Here is a 20,364-nt window from a genome sequence, read left to right as displayed (position 1 = left end):
AAACGATAAGTTTTATGTATTAAAAAGCCGAGATTGAAATTCAATCTCGGCTTTTTTGTATCTGTAACTTACGCTTTAACTTTGTAAGCTTTGGTAAACGGTTTAATAACAAGGCAATAATTTAGATGTGTAGTGCTTTTACATAAAAAATTATTAACGCTGTTAGTGAACCGTTTAACCAGCTTTCAATTTAGAATGAGTAAGTGTAGCCCATCTGTACAGTACGCGGCTTACCTGGTTGAATGCCACCGTTTGAACGGTTAGCAACGTATGTTTTATCAAACAAGTTATCAACGCTTAGGTATACTTTTTGATTTTCATCGATTAAGTATTTAGCAGCTAAATCCCATACTACGCGGCTATCAATTGCGTTTAAGCCCGACTGCGTTAAGTTAGCGTGCGCATCAGATACGTAACGTATTTGGCTGTTAACTACAAACGCAGAAAACTCAGCACCTAACGATAACGCTACTTGGTTTTCTGGTACGTAAGGCATTGCATCGCCTTTTTCTACCGTGCCCCAAATTTCTGAATCAAAATCGTTTTTAAACTCAGAGTCTGTGTAGGTGTATGTTAATTTAACTGGGAACATAGCTGTATCAGTTGCAAAAGTACGGCCTGCACTAAATTCAAAGCCCGCTACTTCTACTTCACCGTAGTTGTATTGGTCGCCAATGTTGTCGTCGCTACAGCCAACCGCTGCAGTACAGTTACCGTGCATGTTGCTGTAGTCAGAGTAAAAGCCAATTACTTCACCGCTAAAGCCATCCATATTAAAGCGAGAGCCAAACTCAATATTTACACTTTCTTCTTCTTCTTGGTCAGCATTACCAGGTGCTGCTGGTGCATACCCTTTTTGAATGCCCGCAAGTAGCGTTACGTTTTCGTTAAGTGTGTAAGTAGCACCTAGTGACGGAACTAAAATTTCAGTGTCGTTCGACACATCTTTAGTTAAACCGTTGCTGCGCGTTGGATCTGATTTAGACCACTCTTCACGCGTAATAGTAATGTCTTCATAACGAAGACCTGCACTTACTACTAATGCATCAATTGTCCACTCGTCTTGGATAAACAAGGTACTTGCTTCTGCGCTATCTACACGGTTGCTGTCAGAGCCCGGAACGCCTTGCTCTGTAAGCGTTAAGCTTAGGTCTTGATTGAGTGTGTATTTGTCTTCCCATTGAAAACGATCCATTTCGTCTTCGTGGTAACGTACGCCAACAGTTACATAGTGATCGCCTGCAGGAATATGTAATTCAGACTGAATACCTTTAGCTTGATAATCGCGGTTATTAGCTTTAATACCAATACCTTCAATACCTTCGCTTGTCGGGTTTGCTTCAAATTCACTGTATTGCTCAAGGTAGCTTTCGCTTACTTTACTGGCTTTATACCAGTTACGATGAAAATCGTTTAAGTAAGCCGTAGCTAAAAACTCATAGCCATCACCAAAACGGTACGCGTAGTTAAGTTGGTATGCGTTGTGGCGGGTGTTCATTTCATCGTTTTGCGATGCAGCATAACGACGGTAAGGACTTTCTTGATAGTCTTCGTCAGTTAAGCCCATGTATGTTTCGTCTGATGTTTCGTCAGAGTACTTAATTTTTAGCTCTAAATTATGCGCATCGTTTTGACCAAACGTATGACCAAACTTTAATAGTAAATCTGTTTTTTCAAAGCCGGTGTTGTCATTACCTACTGGCAGTTCTTTAAAGCCGTCTGCGCCGTAAGTAAATACTTCAATTAAGCCTGCTGTGTTGTTTTTTTCTTTACCAAAGTAAGCGTGACCTTTGTAGTAACCATCACCACCAAGGGCTGCATCTACCATACCTTTTGAGCTATTTGACTCAGTAGGTAAGCTGCGCGAAAGTAAGTTTAAAACACCACCCGTAGTACGCGGGCCATACTTAACTGATGCCGCGCCTTTTAATACTTCAATAGACTCCATACGACCCGTAGTAGGGAAGTAGTAAGCAGAAGGTGCTGAGTATGGTGCTGGTGCAACTAATACACCGTCTTCCATTACTGATATTTTATCGTTACGGCCAGTACCTGTGCCGCGCATACCAATATTAGGGCGAAGGCCGTAGCCGTCTTCTTCTTGCACGTAAACGCCCGGAACAGACGCTAAAACGCGAGAAATATCAGTAAATTTGAATTTTTGAAGTTCTTCATCAGAAATAAACGTAGCCGAACCAGGAATATCGTTAATTGCCTGCTGAGAGCCAATAACGGTAATTTGCTCAAAGCGTTGTTCTTTATCGCTGGTGTCTTTTGCTATTGCAGTAGCACTAAAAGACAAAGCAACCGCAGTTGCCAAGGTAGATACTAAAAACTTAGGGTTCATTGTGTTCCTAATCATGTCAATTATCTTAATTGGCGTAATTTGAACACGTTAACGAATACGAATCAATGTTATTAAGTATTTAATTATTCAGTTTAATAGAACTAAAAATACCTACTTATGCAACTTTGTTAACTAAATCGTTACTTTTGTATTGCTTCATAACTTATAAACTAGTTATAAAGTTTTGATTAGCTATAACCTAAGCGTAGCGCTATAAACTCCGCGAGTTTATCTACTGCATGGTCAGATTCACCCGAACTTTTAATTAAACTAATACCAATATTGCCAAGAGTGGGTAAATGTTTGGTTTGAACTTGATAATTAAGCTCGCTAGGTACTGTGCTTTTAGCAAGTACCGTAATACCTAAGCCTTCTTTTAATGCAGCAATAAGGCCGGTTAAATCGGCGTTGCTATATACAATTCGGTATTTTATGCCTGCATTTTTTAATGCATCAATTGCACGACGACGATAAATACACCCCTCTGGTGCGGTAACTAGCGTAACCACGTCGTTTTGCGCAAGTGACAGGTCGCCCACCCACACCAGTTCGTCTTGCATAAAAATAGGAAACTTATCAGAGTTAAGTCGCTCATTTAGCGCAAGTACTAAATCGAACTGATCTTGGCGAGAAGCCGAAAGTAAATGTTTACTTAAACGCGACTTAACTTCTAACGACACCTCAGGGTAGAGCGCCACAAAGTCGCCAATAATAGAAGGTAAAATACGCGCTGCAAATTCGCTCGGAATACCCAAGCGCACTTTACCTGCGATGTTTTCTGATGTGAACTGCTGCAAAATAGCATCGTTGTGTTGCATCATTTGTTTTGCCATAGGCAATAATAGCTCGCCGTACTGGTTTAATACTTGGCGCTGTCCTTGTTTTTTAAATAGTTTATAGCCAAGCACGTCTTCTAAGCGCTTTATTTGCAAACTGACAGCAGGTTGCGACAAGCCAAGTAAATCGCCTGCTTTAGCAAAGCCACCTATTTCAACTACCATCACAAAAGTACGTAAACCGTCGGTTGATATGTTTTTCATATTTAAAATTACAATTTATATGGCTATATATATAAGTATTATTTATCAATTGATAAAAAATTACAATTTGTTGTTGGTAGGCGTGGGCAATATACTTTTGTAATCGAAAATACACAGGTGTTTGTTATGACTTTTAACCCAATAATGTTTGCCCGCCACAGCAACGCAAGTAGTGCGGTTACTAACGCTTTGCAAACTAACAACAATCACGTTGTAATGGATTTTAGCGGCACCGAAACCAGTGTATTTTTAAGCACTATTTTAGGCCTTGATTTAACGAAGCTTACCGCCAGCGGTTTAGGCTTAAAAGGCACGCTTGATGGCGACTATAATTCTGACTACAGCTTTGCTGTTTATTACTTTAGCGAAACCGCCTTTAGATTTGTACTGCCACACAACGCAAGCCTTCAACTACAAGCACTTATAAACGAGCAACAGCTACGTTTTGATATTGATTATGTAGTACGCACCGACCTAGCAAGCTTTATTTTAAGTGGCGACAACGCGTTTGATACTCTAGTAAATGCTTTTAAATTAACACCAGGTTTGCGCCTTTCTGACGCGCAACTATGCTACGGTGCGCAAAGTGGTGATGTATTTATTACCGCCATTGATAAAAACGACGAACAACACTTTGTATTAGTAGCTAAACAACAAGAATTACAAAAATGGCAAAGCTACATGCAAGCGCAAGGTTTTGCACTTATGCATAGTGAAGCCGCATAACGAATACAAACAACAGGTGAACATAACAATGTTTACCTGTTTTTAGTTACGGTTAAGTAAAAACTAATTTAAGCCACGCCCTAAACAGGGTTAATTTAAACGTGAAGGAATGTTATGACTTCTAAAACTGTACTACATGCTAAGCACCTAGAAGCGGGCGCAAAAATGGTTGATTTTCATGGCTGGGAAATGCCAATCAACTACGGCTCACAAATAGAAGAACACAATGCCGTTCGCACCGACGCAGGCATGTTTGATGTATCACACATGACTATTGTTGATATTGAAGGGCCTCAAGCACAAGCATTTTTACGTAAGCTAGTAGCTAACGACGTTGCAAAATTAACCGTACCAGGTAAAGCGCTTTACACAGGCATGCTTAACGAGCAAGGCGGTGTAATAGACGACTTAATTATTTATTTCTTTAGCGAAACTTTTTACCGCCTGGTTGTTAACTCAGCAACGCGCGAAAAAGACCTAGCACATTTAGCTAACGTATCGAGCGACTTTGACGTAACAGTTACAGAGCGCCCAGAGTTTGCAATGATTGCAGTACAAGGCCCTAACGCTAAAGCAAAAACAGCCACACTTTTAAATGCTGAGCAACAAGCAGCCGTTGAAGGTATGAAGCCGTTTTTTGGCGTTCAAGTAGGTGATTTATTTATTGCCACAACGGGTTATACTGGCGAAGACGGTTACGAAATAGTAGTACCGAACGACCAAGCAGCCGATTTATGGCAACAACTGCTAGATGCAGGTGTAGCGCCAGCTGGTTTAGGTGCACGCGACACGCTACGTTTAGAAGCAGGTATGAACCTTTACGGCCTAGATATGGACGAAAGTGTATCACCACTTGCTGCTAACATGGCATGGACCATTGCATGGGAACCAGAAGATCGCGACTTTATTGGTCGTGACGTACTTGTTAAGCAACGCGCAGAAAAAAGCACTGACAAACTAGTTGGCTTAGTGTTTGAAGAAAAAGGCGTTTTGCGTAGCGGTTCTAAAGTAATTGTTGACGGTGGGATAGGTATTATTACATCAGGTACTTTTTCACCAACACTTGGTTTTAGTGTAGCCCTTGCACGTGTACCACGTTCAACAGGCGATACAGCTCAAGTAGAAATGCGTAAAAAATTAGTAAACGTTAAAGTAGTAAAGCCTAGCTTTGTACGTAACGGTAAATCAATAATTTAAATAATTTGGTTATACCAATCACAATAATCATTGTGATTGGTATCCACCCAATATAAACCAAAGGACAAATAAAATGAGCAACATTCCTAGCGAGTTAAAATACGCACCTTCACACGAGTGGGTTCGCAGTGAAGGTGACGGTACATTTACTGTTGGTATTTCTGAGCATGCACAAGAGCTTCTTGGCGACATGGTATTTGTTGAATTACCAGAAGTTGGCGACGAAGTAGACGCTGGCGAAGACTGTGCAGTAGCAGAGTCGGTTAAAGCAGCATCAGACATTTACGCACCTATCAGTGGCGAAATTGTTGCTATTAACGAAGAGCTTGAAGATTCACCAGAAACGGTAAATAGTGACGCTTACGGCGACGGTTGGTTATTCCGTATTAAAGCATCTGACGAGTCTGAGCTAGACAACTTATTAGACGCTGAAGGTTACTCGCACACTATCGACGAAGAATAATAATTTTTTGTAGATAACTAAAAGCCCCGTTTAATGTATAAAAATGGGGCTTTTATGATTTTACAGCGCACAACCCCATACTGAGTGAACTGTTAAATCGTCAAATATTTTAATTAATGCTAGTTACCCATTAGCATTTAGGATCATAGGAATCTGGATTCATGTCAAACGCCAAATCTCTTGAAGAACTAGAGCAAAAGCAAGATTTTATTCGCCGCCATATTGGGCCAAGCCCAGCACAAGTAAGCGATATGCTAAGTGCTTTAGAAGTATCGAGTGTGCAAGAGCTCATTGACCAAACTGTACCTGCAAGCATTCGTCTAGAACAACCGCTAACAGTTGGCGAAAGCCGTACTGAAGTTGAAACACTAAGCTACCTAAAATCAGTAGCCAGCAAAAATAAAGTTTTCAAATCGTACATTGGCCAAGGCTACCACCCAACTAACGTACCGCACGTAATTTTACGTAACGTACTAGAAAATCCAGGTTGGTATACAGCGTACACACCGTATCAGCCAGAGATTGCACAAGGGCGTTTAGAATCATTATTAAACTTCCAAACTATGACCCTAGATTTAACTGGTCTTGATTTAGCAAGTGCATCACTACTTGACGAATCAACAGCGGCTGCAGAGGCTATGGGCCTTGCAAAACGCGTATCAAAAGCTAAAAAAGCCAATGCCTTTTTTATCGCCGACGACGTACACACACAAACAATCGACGTAGTAACAACGCGTGCAGAGCAGTTTGGTTTTGAAATAATTGTAGGTAAAGCAGAAGATGCCGTTAACCACGACATTTTTGGCGCATTGTTCCAATACCCAACTACATCAGGCGAAGTGGTAGACATAACTGACCTAATTGCTGGCGTACAAAGCAAAAAGGCCATTGCCTGTGTTGCTGCCGACATAATGAGTTTATTACTATTAAAAGCACCGGGTAAGCTAGGCGCAGACGTAGTACTTGGTTCGGCTCAACGTTTTGGCGTACCTATGGGTTACGGCGGTCCACACGCTGCATTTTTTGCAACACGTGACGCATACAAACGTTCATTACCAGGGCGTATTATTGGTGTATCTAAAGACCGTTTAGGTAACGACGCACTACGTATGGCAATGCAAACGCGCGAACAACACATTCGCCGCGACAAAGCCAACTCAAACATTTGTACAGCGCAAGTATTACTTGCCAATATGGCAGCGTTTTACGCGGTGTACCACGGCCCACAAGGCTTAAAAACTATCGCGCAGCGTATACATCGCTTTGCTGATATTTTAGCAAGTGGCCTAAAAGCTAAAGGCATAGCACTTAAGCACAGCACTTGGTTTGATACGTTAACAGTAGTAAGCGACAGCAAAGCAGACGTAACAGCGTGTGCAATTGCACACGGCGTTAACTTTGCAACAAACCACGACGGCGAGTACTCAATTTCGGTATCAGAAACAACAACACGTGCCGATGTAGCTGAGTTATTCGATATTATTTTAGGCGAAGGCCATGGCCTAAGTGTTGACGCTATTGCAGCCGACGTTGAAACAAATGGCAGCGAGTCAATCCCTGCAAGTTTAGTACGTGACGACGAAGTACTAACGCATCCAAACTTTAACAGCTATCACAGCGAAACAGACATGCTTCGCTACATTAAGCGACTAGAAAGCAAAGACTTATCGCTTAATCACTCAATGATCTCGTTAGGCTCATGTACCATGAAACTAAACGCGACTGCTGAGATGATCCCAATTACATGGCCTGAGTTTGCAAACCTTCACCCATTCTGCCCGCTAGATCAAGCAGAAGGTTACCAAATAATGATTGGCGAGCTACACGACTGGCTTGTAAACATTACTGGTTACGATGCTGTATCACTTCAGCCAAACTCTGGTGCGCAAGGTGAATACGCAGGCTTAATCGCGATTCGTAAATACCACGAGTCACGCGGCGATGCACACCGTAATGTATGTTTGATCCCAAGCTCTGCGCACGGTACTAACCCTGCATCAGCGCAAATGGCGAGCATGAAAATTGTCGTGGTTAACTGCGACAAAAACGGTAACGTAGACATGGCAGATTTAAAAGCGAAAGCTGAAGAAGTGTCTGAAAACTTATCGTGCATTATGATCACATACCCGTCTACGCACGGCGTATACGAAGAAACAATTCGCGAAATTTGTGACATTATTCATGAGCACGGCGGCCAAGTTTACATGGACGGCGCAAACATGAACGCACAAGTTGGCGTAACAAGCCCAGGCTTTATTGGCTCAGACGTATCGCACTTAAACTTGCATAAAACGTTTTGTATTCCACACGGTGGCGGTGGTCCAGGTGTTGGCCCAATTGGTGTTAAATCGCACCTTGCGCCATTTATGCCAAACCACAGCGTAATTAACGTGCCAGGTACTAGCATCGGTAACGGTGCAGTATCGGCAGCGCCTTACGGCTCAGCCGCTATTTTACCTATTTCATGGGCTTACATTACCATGATGGGGAGCGAGGGCTTAAAACAAGCCACTGAAATGGCAATCGTTAATGCTAACTACTTAACGCATGAGCTAAGCAAGCACTTCCCAATTTTATACCGTGGTCGTAACAACCGTGTTGCTCACGAATGTATTGTTGACCTGCGCCCGCTTAAAGAGCTATCAGGCATTACTGAAATGGACGTAGCTAAGCGTTTGCAAGATTACGGCTTCCATTCACCAACTATGTCGTTCCCAGTAGCTGGCACATTAATGATTGAGCCAACTGAGTCTGAATCAAAAGGTGAGATTGACCGCTTTATCGAAGCAATGGTGTCAATTAAAGGCGAAATTGAAAAAGTAATTTCTGGCGAATGGTCAATAGAAAACAACCCGCTAGTGTTTGCACCGCATACACAAGGCGACGTGTTAGGTAACGAATGGGACCGTGCATACGACCGTTTTTATGCTGCATTCCCAGTGCCTGCAGTGGCTAAAAACAAGTTTTGGCCAACCGTTACACGTATTGATGACGTATACGGCGACCGTAACTTAGTATGTTCATGCCCACCGGTTGAGACATACCGCGATTAATTTTTTGAAAAAATTCCATGGTAAGTAAGTCCCATTATAGTTTGGGAATTTATAAAAATTAAAAAAGCCGTTGCAGCAATGCAACGGCTTTTTTGTGTGTGGTGATAAGCCATAAATTATATGGGCGTAGGTTGGGAAGAGTGAAACGAAACCCAACGAATCACAAATATACATACTCGCTCAAAAGCCAATAGTATGTGCTATTTATTGTAGGCGTACAGCTTGCTGACGCACGGGCGGCAGCCCAAAAGTTATAAATAACATTGTACGCTTGTAGCTTTTAGGCTACATTTGTTCAGCAAGTTGAATAAATTAGAGTAATTATTATGGCGCTACAAACATCAGATTTTAACCCGTTTGACTATATGGAAACACAGCAAGAAATTAATACATTTTTAGAAGAGTGTTTAGCTGATGATGATCCAAATACCTTTATTGAAGCACTTGGCTTATTAGTTAAAAAGCATGGCGTGAGTGATATTGCTAAAGCAACGGGATTAAACCGTGAAAGCTTATATAAAGCAGTTAACGGTAAAACCAAACCACGTTGGGAAACTATTTTTAAAGTGATGAAAGCACTTAACTTTCGCCTTACAACACAAGTAGCGTAAGCTGGGTAGAGTGAAATGAAATCCTACGAGGTTGATTTAAATTGTAGGTCGTCCTTTAGGGCGAAACAGTGAATTTAACTTGCAGAGCTTATTTGAAATTCTGTATTATTGCGTGTAAATATGTTGTTTTCAAATTTGCTAACTTACATATATTGTCGGGATAAATCCGCGACCTACATTAAAAAACCTTATTCAAGGTTTTGTCGCGCTGGCGACGGCAGCCAAAGAGGGGCTGCCGCTGGTCCCTCTCTGGACACTCTCAGCGTCACCCGAGCATCACGCTTAATCCTTCAAACCACAATTGATGTGAACGTAAACGGCGAAGATAGGCCATCCATGGCCTAGTTTCGCCTTATCGCGCATCCGTGCGCGACATTACTCATCAATTGCTTATTTTCAGGGCGTGATGACGGGGAAGGGTGTCAAACGTGAGTTTGGCGTTTGGTCTTAGCAAGAAGCAAGACCTGACCCTCTGTACGTGTAGTGGTCAATAAGATTTGGCCACAATTTTGAATTTAACCTCACATTCATTTTCCGCTAAACTAGCATTACAGCAACGCTATCTTTATCATCTTTAAAGTTTTCATCTTCAACCACTGGGATCAATTCCGCTTTAAATCTTATAAACAGGTTCATTAGCTCAATATTTTATCCGCCTGCTAATACCTTTCCTAATTTTACAACTAAATAAACGTTGGGGATTCTTTTATTCATAAGCTTGTAATTCAATAAAATACATTAACAAAATCAGTACCTATTAAGAGTTATATTTCATTTTGACTAACGATCTGATATAAATCGTCATTCATTCAATCTCTATTCATCTACTTTATGGACGAACTTATGGAAGCACCATCAATGGAAGTTTTCCCCGTTGGCAACGGGGACATGACTCTAATTACCACCAAAAATAACAAAAAAATCTTGATTGATTGCTATCGAAAATCTGGCTCTGACTACGACTACTTAGAAGAGCGCCTAAGAGATCGTTTGAACACTGACAAAGAAGGTCGCCTTTATGTGGATGTGTTTGTTCTTACCCACCCTGATGCGGATCACATAACTGGATTCGACACCATGTTCCATACTGGTAATCCGGATGACTGGAGCGATAAATCTAAAAAAATTATTATCAACGAAATCTGGTCATCACCTCGTGTATTCCGTCGTGCGTCAGTAAAAGGAGCGAACGGCAATAACTCCCTTTGCTCTGATGCTAAAATATTCAATAAAGAAGCAAAGCGTCGAGTTGAACTCTATCGAGAGACTGGGTCTATTAATGATGTAGGAAACCGCATCATTATCCTTTCGTCTGATGAAGATGGAAAAACTGATGATATTAAACCGATTGTTGCCGACCTATACACATCATTTACTGATATGTCCGGTATAGGCGACAATTCACTCAATACATTTTTGCTTGCACCTGCCGATAAACAGGATGTGGCTGAAAATGAAGAAGAGCTTACAAAGAATAATTCTAGCGCAATTATCCGCTTTGATTTGGATAACACTATTTACGACGAAGAGCACTGCTACAATTTGCCCTATACGCACCCTGTTATCATTAGTGGTGATGCAGAAGTTAAGTGTTGGGAAGTGCTTCACGACAAACTTAAGGCTACTACTCAGCTTGAAGAACTTGCCTATGACGTTCTTCTCGCTCCTCATCACTGTTCCTGGCGTTCACTCTCTAATGACAGTGAGTCTAAATGCGACGATCCGAAACTGAATGAATCTGCTCATACTGCTTTAAGTTTTGCAAACAAAAATGCATTAATCTTGTGCAGCAGTCAAGATTTTGGTGAAGTAACCCCACCATCTCAATTGGCAAGAGGTGAGTACGAAAAAATCCTCAAGAACAACAATGGTGGCAAGTTTTTAGCCGTGGCGGAACAAGGTAAAGATGCTGACGGTAATCCGAATTCACTGATAATCACTTTTACTGAAGGCAAGCCTAGCAAAGCAACAAAAGCTCAAATAAATGGCTTTTCGAAGGTTTCTAACCCTGAGGCGGTTAAGAAGGACGGAAAAAGAACGTATGCTTGATGATCGCTCAGCTTCGATTAAAGATTTAGGTAAGTTTCTTTCTGACAGGTATCTAGCTAAGCGGTTAACTGAAGGTGAAATGCAGGGCATTGGAATTTCCCCTAGCTCGTATACTGCCAGTTGGCGTATCCTAACCGATATCAAACACCCTGAAAACGGTAAGGCAATTGAACTGATTGTGGCGGCCAAACCTTCTTTCCCCTTCAAAGTCCCCCACATCTTTACTCTTCCCATGTTAGAAGTGTTAAAGCACCCTCACGTTGAAAAACAGGGCAGGCTTTGTATATGGGGCGAAGATGTTATGTTTGATCCTCAAGTCATTACCTATGTCGAGCACTTAATTAACGACAGTTACTCGCTGGTAGAAAAAACAGTTTCAGGAGGACTAGATGAGGATTTCAGTGCTGGGATGCTTAGCTACTGGGAGCGCTCTTTTACTGCCCCAGCAAAAGAAAAAAAAGCTACTAGTTTATGTAACGTTAAAAACCTTACATCTCGACGTATCCATGTAGCTTATACTAGTACCAATGGTGTTATATTTGCTGATACCAAAGGTGAACTCATTAGCTGGCTTACTAACATTGGCTTGAAGCCGAGCCAGAAAATTTTATCTACCACACTCCTTATTAATCTGTCTGACGCCTGGAAACCATCGGAATACCCAACGACACTTGGCGAAATTTTAGAAATACTGGAAACACAGAGTACTGTCAAAAATGATGCAATAACTTCAATCTCATATATTTTAAGGTCTAACCTCACAAGTCCAGCATTCCTAGTACAGACAAATACCACTAATGGAGCAATTATAACTGCGATGAGGTGCGTCAGTGGAATCCGCACAAGAGGTAATGCTGGGCAACACAACCTGCCGCCAGTAAAAATTGGCAACGGCTTCAGGGATGATCGTATACCTTTACGAGACCTCAAAATTAGGTGTTCACAAGCAGGTATTAGAGGAATGAAGGTAGAACGTAGAGACCCATCATGGGTTCTAGGTCGAGACTCCAACCCCTTTCTATCAACAATCAGCGGAACTACCATCGGCATTATCGGACTAGGCTCAGTAGGGGCGAGTCTGCTTCCCCTGCTCATTAAAGCAGGGTTCAGTAGGTTCGTATTGTGCGACGGGGAGTCACTTGAAGCTGCTAATGTCGGTAGACACCTTCTTGGTATAAATTACGTAGGTACAAATAAGGCCGAAGCTTGCAAAAGCTATATACAGAGTAACTATCCATGGGTAGAAATATTACATACTGGGAATCTTGATTGGTTCTTAGACAATGAAGCTATAGAAGTATTGACAACAAAGTGTGATTTGGTCATTAGCGCAACAGCGGATTGGGCATCAGATAAGGCTATAGAAGAAATAATAAATAACAATAGCCTATCTTGCAGCGTTGTTTTCTGTTTTACAGAAGCACACGCTGTAGCTACTCATTGTTATGTAAATAAGGCTGGTAGCTTTAGCTATGGCTCTTTATTTGATAATACGGGTAGTCTATTAAATAGTTGTGCCAAATTTGAGCGCCGAACCATTAAGAAAACACATTTTTGTGGGGGCATATTTCAGCCATACGGCGCTGTAGAACTTAGCTTCGGTCATAGCATGATAGTTGAGGTTGTCACAGAGCTCGCCTGTGAGGGCGTTAGTGATAGTAGTTATCATGTGTGGGTAGGGAGTCAAAAGCTTCTGCAATCAGTAGATGGACAATGGAATCAGGATTGGGTAAAAAAATATGGAGAGATCGGAGATGGCTCTAAAATCCTTAGAGTGTTCTAGTCAGGCTGCACCGATTGAATTTACTTCGCTATCCTTAGGTGGGTTATCAGTGTGTTTTTCGAGAAATTCTATCAATCAGTTACATCACTTTAAGCAAACTGGTAACAAAGATGAGGCCGGTGGTTTTTTGTTTGGAGAAATCAGTTCAAATGTGGTGACGGTTTTATCAGTATCTTCCCCCAGCCGAGCTGACAAGAGATCTCGTTTCGGTTTTTCATGGAATAAGTCTGAAGCAAATAGGACTATACAGAAAAATTTTAAAAACGGGCTGCACTACTTAGGTGATTGGCATACACATCCTTGCAGCAACCCAAACCCCTCTAATGAAGATACGCAAGCGATTCGAAGTACCTTCCTAGATTCTAAGCATCAGCTTAATTACTTCATCATGGTTATACTTGGAACGGCAGGAATTTTACAAAGCTATGTCGCTCTAACTGACGGTAACAAGGAATATCGATTTAATGCAAAGTAAAATTCAACAGAAGCAACTGGTCGTTGAGAAAAAGCAGATTGAGACAGAACAAAAGCAGCCAGTTCAACCTAAAATCTATAAAGGAAGGGACTTGTTCGGTGCTATTGCTGTAGGTATGTACCTTCTTTTACTGCTATGTGCATCTATAACGTTCTGGTGCATGATTGTCACTAACACTGTCCCTCCTTGGATTGTATCTATAAAGCAAATCATCGGGTGTGTATTGGTCGCCGTTAGTGGTGGTGTCCTCTATTGCTTGCGTGCGGTTTACCTGAACTACAGTGTAAAAAAACAGTGGGACGAAGTCTGGATAGTTTGGTATTTATTTCGGCCTTTCGCATCCGGGCTTATGGGTTATGTCACCTATCTGCTTATCTCTGCGGGCCTTGTTGCTGTTGGTTCAACTTCAGTTGAGCACCCAGAGACGTTGCTATATGCACTATCATTTTTTGCAGGTCTGAATGTTGATGGCTTTTTAAAGAAATTTGAAGGGCAGGTATCCAGCTCGGTAAAAGTTAAAGAAAGCCGGCAAACACAAAGTACGAACGACAATGTTTAGGGTGGGCTGCTTCAGCGTGCTTCTCATTTTTCACTAGAAGGCCAAAGGCGCCAAATTTTGACTACACATCAAGTACCTAGCTTTTCGTTTATTGCTAATTAATTTAATTATTATGCCTAGATCACGGCAAGCAGAGTTTAAGAATGCATTTACCATGTTATTAACCGTGGGAAATTGCGTGAGAAAATAAAGGGCAATATTATTGCCCTTTTTTATGCGCTTAAATTTGTTTTTATAAACTATAGCGCTGCTAAGCTTTGCTCTAGCATTGCCTTTATTTGTTTTACTATTTTAGCTTCTGTTTCAGGTTCGAATTGTTGTATACGTGGGGTATGAATATGCCCTGTAGGTATACTTGAATTAAGCGCATCGCGTAGGCGAATACTTCGGTACGATATTTCGTTAGACAAGTAACCACCGCCGCCGCCATTTACCGCAATACTATTTTTAAGCTCGCCGTACGAACCCGCTTTATAGGTTTTTTCAAGCGTAGTGACTTCGTGATTGTCGATAACTTTATAAGGGCCTTTGGCATTTTGCATGTAATTTACAGGCAAGCTAAATTTTACAAACTCGTTGCCCGGGAGTGGTCGGCCATTAAGTTTTGGTATTACTGGGCTTGTTTGCGTGCCGCCATATACAATATTGGCATTATCGGGTGCGGTTACACTGCGACGTTTACCCGGGAAGTGCTCTAAATCAAATTCTGTTCTGCCCATACTTACGGTTACTACCATGTCTACATTATTAAGTGCGTAGTAGGGGGCAAGTAGTGATTCTATTATGCCTTGATCAAAGTCTTCGTAGCGTACAGGCACCATAACGGTGTTAATTTCTGCGTTGATGCCGTTGTAATTAATAACTTGGCCGTCGAGTAATAACGCTGCAACACCAGAGGGGTTACTTTGGTTTATGTTTTTATCGAGTAAAAAAGGGTCAAAGCCTGTAAGTAATATTTTTTTAGTGCTGCCTGATGAAAAAGCAAGATCGGTACGTCCTCTGCTGCCTTCCTCAAGTATGGTTAGTAAAGTATTTAGTTGAGCCTGCGTAATTGAAAATTTAGGCGATGTTGTGCGTATTACTTTGCTTGAAAGCAGGCGTGCCCAGTAAAGCTCACGGTCGTCGTAATTATTAGTTTTTATAATGCGTTGTTTGGCGTTTTCCCACAGTTCAAAGCTAAAGCTTTGTACTAATGTTTTTGCACTTTTAAAGTTGTTTAATTCTTTAAATTGTTGCTCAAAACTTGATACTTGTGGGGTAAATGCATTTAAAACATTTGGCATTGCTGATTGTGCTTTGTTGATACGCTGTTCTTCAACAGTTAAAGGATTACTTAAAGCAGCGAATGAAGAGGCAATTAAGCTGGTCGCTAATAATACTTTGATCATAATATTCCTAATATAAGGCTATTGTTTTATATGTAATTTACTATCCTACTATTGCTAACTTAGAGCAACCAATTAACGTTGAATCGACTGATATTTGCTTTTGCAGAGTATTGGTATTGTTTAACAGGCCAATTAGCATTATCGGCTAATAAAAATCCCAGAGTCTAAATTGATCTTTATGAGTTCTACTTTAAGTTTTAATAAAAAGTAAAAAGCCGTTGCAGCAATGCAACGGCTTTTCATTATGGTTTAATGCGCTTGCGGCAACACGAGCGTAAGCCAAAATATAGTTTTAAACCTTCCTAATTAATCATCAGGCCCTTTGAGCGTAAATTTTAAATGTTTACGCATATCTTTTAAAATAACGCCTTTTTTAAGCATTGCGCCGCTTAAACGCTTTTGCCATTTTAATAAATCAGGCTCTGCGGCTGCTAAGGCTTGCTCGTTTTCAAACTGAAAGCACAGCAGTAGTGTACTTGGAAATAAGTGATATTGAACATCAAACCAGCATTGCAGCATGCCTGGGAGCTCAGCGCGGCCTTGTTCTTCTAATTTTTCAGCAGTATTAAGTACAAGTGCTTGCTGCTTTATTTGCACTGCAGAGAGTTTTTTCATTATTAAAATCCAAGTTAGCGGCTAAAAAATGCAGCCGGAATACGGGCATTATACGCAAGCTTGTAGGCAGGCAACAACTTTGAAAGGGAGTTAATGCTTAATAGAGTGTATCAGTTTAAAATTTAGGAGCGCATGTTGCAGGGCGCCTTTGGCTTTTACAACTTGCGTAGGTCGGATAAGCGGCGCAGCCGTGCCATCCGACATTTCAAATTTTATTACAGAACCTTAATTTGGACATTAATATTAATGTGTTTTTTCAACTCAATAGTTAAATAACCTTAACTAGGGTTTTGCTAAGTTGCTTGCGACAACTAACGGAGTTTTTCAAGTTAGCTGTCGCAAGCCGTCTTTAAAGCCTCACCGTATTACGCTTAATACTTATAAGAGGTATCAATAGGGACGGTTTATTTAGATCGGCGTTTGTCTAGTACATAACGTACGGCCATTCTTGCAGCGCCCGCACCAATGCCCGAAACTACCGCCCATGTAACGGCCTCTTTAAGATCTGTTTCTTCGCTTGGTCTATCTTTTGGGGCTGGTTCGTTGGTAACCTTTTCCCACGATTTTTGTAAAGTTTTCCTTGTTAACATACCTGCAGATGCAGCGGCGAGCCCTATACCTATCGTCGTAATTAACTGTTTATTACTCATAATGTTCTCCTTTTTATAAATAACGGCAGCGTTATTTATGTGTAACTCTTTAAGTAAGAATATTAATAACAGCAAGTTACGTACCGATAGACGTTTGGGTAATAAGCACATGTATTAACTAAAAGGTTATTTTACTTATGCTTAGCAATAATATTAAGGTTGTGCTTCAGTACCTAGTAAGTCGCCAATGTAGGCGAGTTCTTCGCTAAAAATACCGTTCAAAAGAGCATTTTGCTCAATGATTAAAGCGTCATTAGGTTGGGCTTTGTATTCTTGTTGGCATCTTGCAAGCTCTATGGATAACCATTGGCAGGCGTTGCTAGCTGTGTTTATTGCTGTTTTTAAAAATGATGACCATTTTATTTTTTGTAAATTAAAGCGATAAAGCGCGACAGCAATAATACTATAAGCCTGCTGCTCAGGTGTTGGCATGTTGTCAGAATTTATTGAAGTGCTGTTTAAAAGCTTGGTATTGACCATCGCTTGTTGCAGTGCAGCTTGCTGTGATTGACTTAAAAAGTAGTTTTCGTAATCCATGGGTGGCCTATATCTGCTAATAGCAGGGCAATATAAAAAGGAAATTTAGCACAGTTTTTTACGATTCATGCGCACCGAAAAATGAGCCGTAGTGATAACAAAATTAGACTGACTCTTTACTGAATTAATAAAACACAATTGTAACTGGGTAGGGGGTTGAAGAGGGCAAGCGTCTTTGTTTTAACCTTTAAAGCACATGAAAAATAATGCTCTGTTGGTGTTTTTAATTTTTAGCCTTATTTTTAATGTTAGTTTGCTTTGGCATACTTTTTTTGATTAAGTTTGCTATTGTATACTTTAATTGAGGTTTTAATAGCTGACTTTACATTTGCATACTTTTTCTCATTTAAGTTTACTACAGTGTACTTTTTTGGTTTTTTATTTACTCTAGTGTATTATAATATACTTATTGTTATTTTAGTTCGCTTTAGCGAACTTATGATTTAAGAGCTGAGTATAATGAGCAACTTATATAATTTGAAACAACAGGTTTTAACACTCTTAAAAGAAATAGAGCGGATAGAGTCCTTACAATCGAGCGATAGTGAAACCTTTCCTTTATCTGAGTTAAAGCAGCGCGTACATCAATATTGCAAAGAGAATGGCATCACTATAGATACTTTTTGTGAGCTTGCCACTATTAGTAAAGCGACGCTTTATAAAGCATATAACAGTCCAAAGTCGGCCAAGCGATCAACTATTGAATCTATTCTTAGCGTATTAGGAGACTATCAGTTACTGGTAGCAAGATGTAATGGAAATTAATCGTAGGGCGACAGTTTTTGCAAACAGTATTAGGGCAGGAGATCTGATTGAATATAGAGATCAGAGCCTATCGGGTAAAGAAGAATATATTTTTATTTACGATAGAAACTACCTAATTAGTGGCGATCCAATAGGGCATCACTTTCCACTAAAAAGTGAACCATTTAGTTTTGATATTTTGCCTCCATTTTTTACAAACTTATTATCTGAAGGCTGGCTGCGTAAACATCATGTAGAAAAATCAAGGCTAGATAAAAATGATGAATTTGGTTTATTGTGCGCTAATGGTAACGAGTTAATAGGAGCTATTTCCGTTGTTGCAGGCAAAGTAGCTACTTTAACAGGCCGTCAACCGGTTGGCGTTCCTATCCCTGACTCTAAAACGCTGGAACAACAAGGGGTGACTATTATTGGCTCCCCTGATGACTTTAACGAATACGCTGTTGATCATGCTAATGGACAGTCTATATCGGGTGTGCAGCGTAAGCTACTCATGAAGTTAGAAGGTAAGCAGCTCATTCCTACTGGATCTGGAGGACAATATATTGTTAAACCAGCGCCAGAAGTTGCTCCTCATCTACCAGAAAACGAGTTTTTTATTATGCAATTAGCTAAAAAAGTTGGCTTTGATGTTGCCGATTGCGGACTTATTCCTTTTGAGTCTGGAGAGCTTGCGTATATAACTAAACGCTTTGATATTATTGATGAACAGCAGCGTTATTTTATTGAAGATGGGGCGTCGCTATGTCAAGTTCATCCGAAAAACAAAGATAGTGATGCATTGAGTTACGAGAACGTACTATTGAAGTTATCTCGTTGTGCAGGTAACAGTAAAGCCGTCACGCTCAAATTGTTTCTACAAGTTGTATTCAGTCACATTGTCGGTAACAACGATTTGCATTTAAAAAACTTTTCTATGCAAAGAAAACTTCATAAAAGAAATCGCATTATGGACTTAGTTGCACCCATGTACGATATGCTGAGCTTAGCACCTTACTCTACATTTGACAGAGCATGTTTTATGTCTTTTGGGGTACTTGCTATAGAGGAGGGTGACGAAGGTGACTTTAGTGATGCTTATAATATATTTGGATTTTATACTAAAGAAGATTTCGTTCAGCTTGGTGTAAATATAGGCTTACCTAAATTAATGGTTGAAAAGCAGATACAAGTACTTAAAAGTAAAGTGCTTAAGGTAATCGAAGATGGCTTTCGTACGCAGATGCCTGAGCATATATATGAAGCTATTGTTAAACGCATTCGCGAGCGTTGTCGTACGTTAGAGTTGAGCTACCCTTAACTATTATTTTTAATTTTTTTGGTAAACACGGTAATAACCATTAACAAGAAGGTGATAAAAATCTCCCTTTATTTCGCAAGGGATTTTGTTTATGTAGATAGGAGTTTTTTACAAAATTTAGCAGTTTTTACTCTAATAATAAGAGTGCTAGTACAGGGGTTTTGTTTTATCTTATTGATTTAATTTAATAATTTTTTTGGTTTGAGTTTTGCTTAGTAGTAAGTGTATTTTCTTAAATAAATAAAGGAGTTATTATGAGTACCGTTATTACTGGGTTATTCGAAAGTGCATCACAAGCAACACTCGCAATTTATAGATTAGAAGCTTTAGGTATTAATGAAGCTGATATTAGTATTGTAGCCAACGACTCATACGCAAAGGAAGATTTTGCTGTAGACGAAGGTACTAAAGCTGCCGAAGGCGGCCTTATTGGCGCGGCTTCGGGTGGTATTCTTGCTGCAATTATTGGCGGTTTCACTGCCGTAGGGACTGTAGCAACAGGTGGTACGGGCTTATTAGTTGCCGGTCCATTAGTCGCTGCATTTGCCGCTGGTGGCGCAGGCGCTGCAGTAGGTGGTACTTTAGGTGCTGCGGTTGGTGCGTTTATCCCTGAGCACGAAATTAAGTATTATGAAGATGCCATTGAAAAAGGCTCTATATTAGTTGGTGTTAAGTACGATAGTGATAATAAAAACGCTATTGAAGAAATACTTAACAATGCAGGCGCAAGTAACGTATCTACAGCGTAATGCTAGCTAATTAGTTTCAAAATTAATATGAAAGGTGAAACTTAGTTTCACCTTTTT

The 20,364-nt window shown here is 40.5% G+C and carries 18 protein-coding genes; 12 read left to right on the top strand and 6 right to left on the bottom strand.

Annotation, left to right across the window (positions count from 1 at the left end):
- Positions 1-190 precede the first annotated feature (190 nt).
- Complete coding sequence (locus I6F49_RS06750; RefSeq protein ID WP_197179377.1) at positions 191-2,347, bottom strand: TonB-dependent receptor family protein; 2,157 nt, start codon at positions 2,345-2,347, stop codon at positions 191-193.
- Positions 2,348-2,535: 188 nt separating this feature from the next.
- The gene (locus I6F49_RS06745) at positions 2,536-3,387 is read right to left on the bottom strand and encodes a LysR family transcriptional regulator (protein WP_024607170.1); all 852 of its coding nucleotides are present in this window, start codon (positions 3,385-3,387) and stop codon (positions 2,536-2,538) included.
- A 126-nt stretch (positions 3,388-3,513) separates the two neighbouring features.
- Here I6F49_RS06745 and I6F49_RS06740 point away from each other — a divergent pair, with 126 nt between their 5' ends.
- From I6F49_RS06740 to I6F49_RS06700, 9 genes are all read left to right on the top strand, one after another.
- Positions 3,514-4,113, top strand: coding sequence for a hypothetical protein (locus I6F49_RS06740; RefSeq protein WP_002958026.1), 600 nt, complete (start codon positions 3,514-3,516; stop codon positions 4,111-4,113).
- Between the two features lie 114 nt (positions 4,114-4,227).
- Positions 4,228-5,310 (top strand): glycine cleavage system aminomethyltransferase GcvT, encoded by a 1,083-nt coding sequence (gene gcvT, locus I6F49_RS06735; RefSeq protein WP_166419329.1) that lies wholly within the window; start codon positions 4,228-4,230, stop codon positions 5,308-5,310.
- A 73-nt stretch (positions 5,311-5,383) separates the two neighbouring features.
- A complete protein-coding gene (gcvH, locus tag I6F49_RS06730) occupies positions 5,384-5,773 on the top strand; it encodes a glycine cleavage system protein GcvH (protein WP_165727660.1) in 390 nt (129 codons plus the stop codon).
- A gap of 161 nt (positions 5,774-5,934) precedes the next feature.
- Positions 5,935-8,826, top strand: a complete 2,892-nt coding sequence (gene gcvP / locus I6F49_RS06725) for an aminomethyl-transferring glycine dehydrogenase (protein ID WP_197179375.1) — start codon at positions 5,935-5,937, stop codon at positions 8,824-8,826.
- A gap of 326 nt (positions 8,827-9,152) precedes the next feature.
- Positions 9,153-9,437 (top strand): addiction module antidote protein, encoded by a 285-nt coding sequence (locus I6F49_RS06720; RefSeq protein ID WP_007579952.1) that lies wholly within the window; start codon positions 9,153-9,155, stop codon positions 9,435-9,437.
- Positions 9,438-10,280: 843 nt separating this feature from the next.
- Positions 10,281-11,486 (top strand): metallohydrolase, encoded by a 1,206-nt coding sequence (locus tag I6F49_RS06715; RefSeq protein ID WP_197179374.1) that lies wholly within the window; start codon positions 10,281-10,283, stop codon positions 11,484-11,486.
- Positions 11,479-13,269 carry a ThiF family adenylyltransferase gene (locus I6F49_RS06710; protein WP_197179372.1) on the top strand — a complete coding sequence of 597 codons (1,791 nt, stop codon included), beginning with the start codon at positions 11,479-11,481 and terminating at the stop codon, positions 13,267-13,269. The genes I6F49_RS06715 and I6F49_RS06710 overlap by 8 nt, the downstream gene beginning before the upstream one ends.
- Entirely contained in the window at positions 13,241-13,744 is a 504-nt protein-coding gene (locus I6F49_RS06705) for a Mov34/MPN/PAD-1 family protein (RefSeq protein ID WP_197179370.1), read from the top strand. Before I6F49_RS06710 ends, I6F49_RS06705 begins: the two co-directional genes overlap by 29 nt.
- Positions 13,734-14,303, top strand: a complete 570-nt coding sequence (locus I6F49_RS06700) for a hypothetical protein (protein WP_197179362.1) — start codon at positions 13,734-13,736, stop codon at positions 14,301-14,303. Before I6F49_RS06705 ends, I6F49_RS06700 begins: the two co-directional genes overlap by 11 nt.
- A 239-nt stretch (positions 14,304-14,542) precedes the next feature.
- On the opposite strand, the gene I6F49_RS06695 is transcribed toward I6F49_RS06700, so the two are convergent.
- From I6F49_RS06695 to I6F49_RS06680, 4 genes are all read right to left on the bottom strand, one after another.
- On the bottom strand, positions 14,543-15,691 hold the full coding sequence (locus I6F49_RS06695; protein ID WP_197179360.1) for a hypothetical protein: 1,149 nt from the start codon (positions 15,689-15,691) through the stop codon (positions 14,543-14,545).
- Positions 15,692-15,997: 306 nt separating this feature from the next.
- Positions 15,998-16,306 carry a hypothetical protein gene (locus I6F49_RS06690; RefSeq protein ID WP_197118629.1) on the bottom strand — a complete coding sequence of 103 codons (309 nt, stop codon included), beginning with the start codon at positions 16,304-16,306 and terminating at the stop codon, positions 15,998-16,000.
- 404 nt (positions 16,307-16,710) lie between these two features.
- Positions 16,711-16,956: a DUF4235 domain-containing protein gene (locus I6F49_RS06685; RefSeq protein ID WP_024593336.1), complete on the bottom strand. Its 246-nt coding sequence runs from the start codon at positions 16,954-16,956 to the stop codon at positions 16,711-16,713.
- A 153-nt stretch (positions 16,957-17,109) separates the two neighbouring features.
- Entirely contained in the window at positions 17,110-17,493 is a 384-nt protein-coding gene (locus I6F49_RS06680) for a hypothetical protein (protein ID WP_197179358.1), read from the bottom strand.
- A 459-nt stretch (positions 17,494-17,952) separates the two neighbouring features.
- On the opposite strand from I6F49_RS06680, the gene I6F49_RS06675 reads away from it, so the two are divergent.
- The 3 genes from I6F49_RS06675 to I6F49_RS06665 all read left to right on the top strand — a co-directional run bounded on the left by I6F49_RS06675 (position 17,953) and on the right by I6F49_RS06665 (position 20,307).
- Positions 17,953-18,258, top strand: a complete 306-nt coding sequence (locus I6F49_RS06675) for a helix-turn-helix domain-containing protein (RefSeq protein WP_166377973.1) — start codon at positions 17,953-17,955, stop codon at positions 18,256-18,258.
- Positions 18,248-19,558 (top strand): type II toxin-antitoxin system HipA family toxin, encoded by a 1,311-nt coding sequence (locus I6F49_RS06670; protein WP_197179356.1) that lies wholly within the window; start codon positions 18,248-18,250, stop codon positions 19,556-19,558. Before I6F49_RS06675 ends, I6F49_RS06670 begins: the two co-directional genes overlap by 11 nt.
- Before the next feature lie 254 nt (positions 19,559-19,812).
- On the top strand, positions 19,813-20,307 hold the full coding sequence (locus tag I6F49_RS06665; protein ID WP_197179347.1) for a hypothetical protein: 495 nt from the start codon (positions 19,813-19,815) through the stop codon (positions 20,305-20,307).
- The last annotated feature ends 57 nt before the right edge of the window (positions 20,308-20,364 follow it).

Source organism: Pseudoalteromonas sp. SWN166 (genome assembly GCF_015864485.1).
Classification (GTDB): Bacteria; Pseudomonadota; Gammaproteobacteria; order Enterobacterales; family Alteromonadaceae; genus Pseudoalteromonas.
The sequence above is the reverse complement of the archived record's forward strand: the minus strand, read 5'-3'. Positions and strand labels throughout refer to the sequence as shown.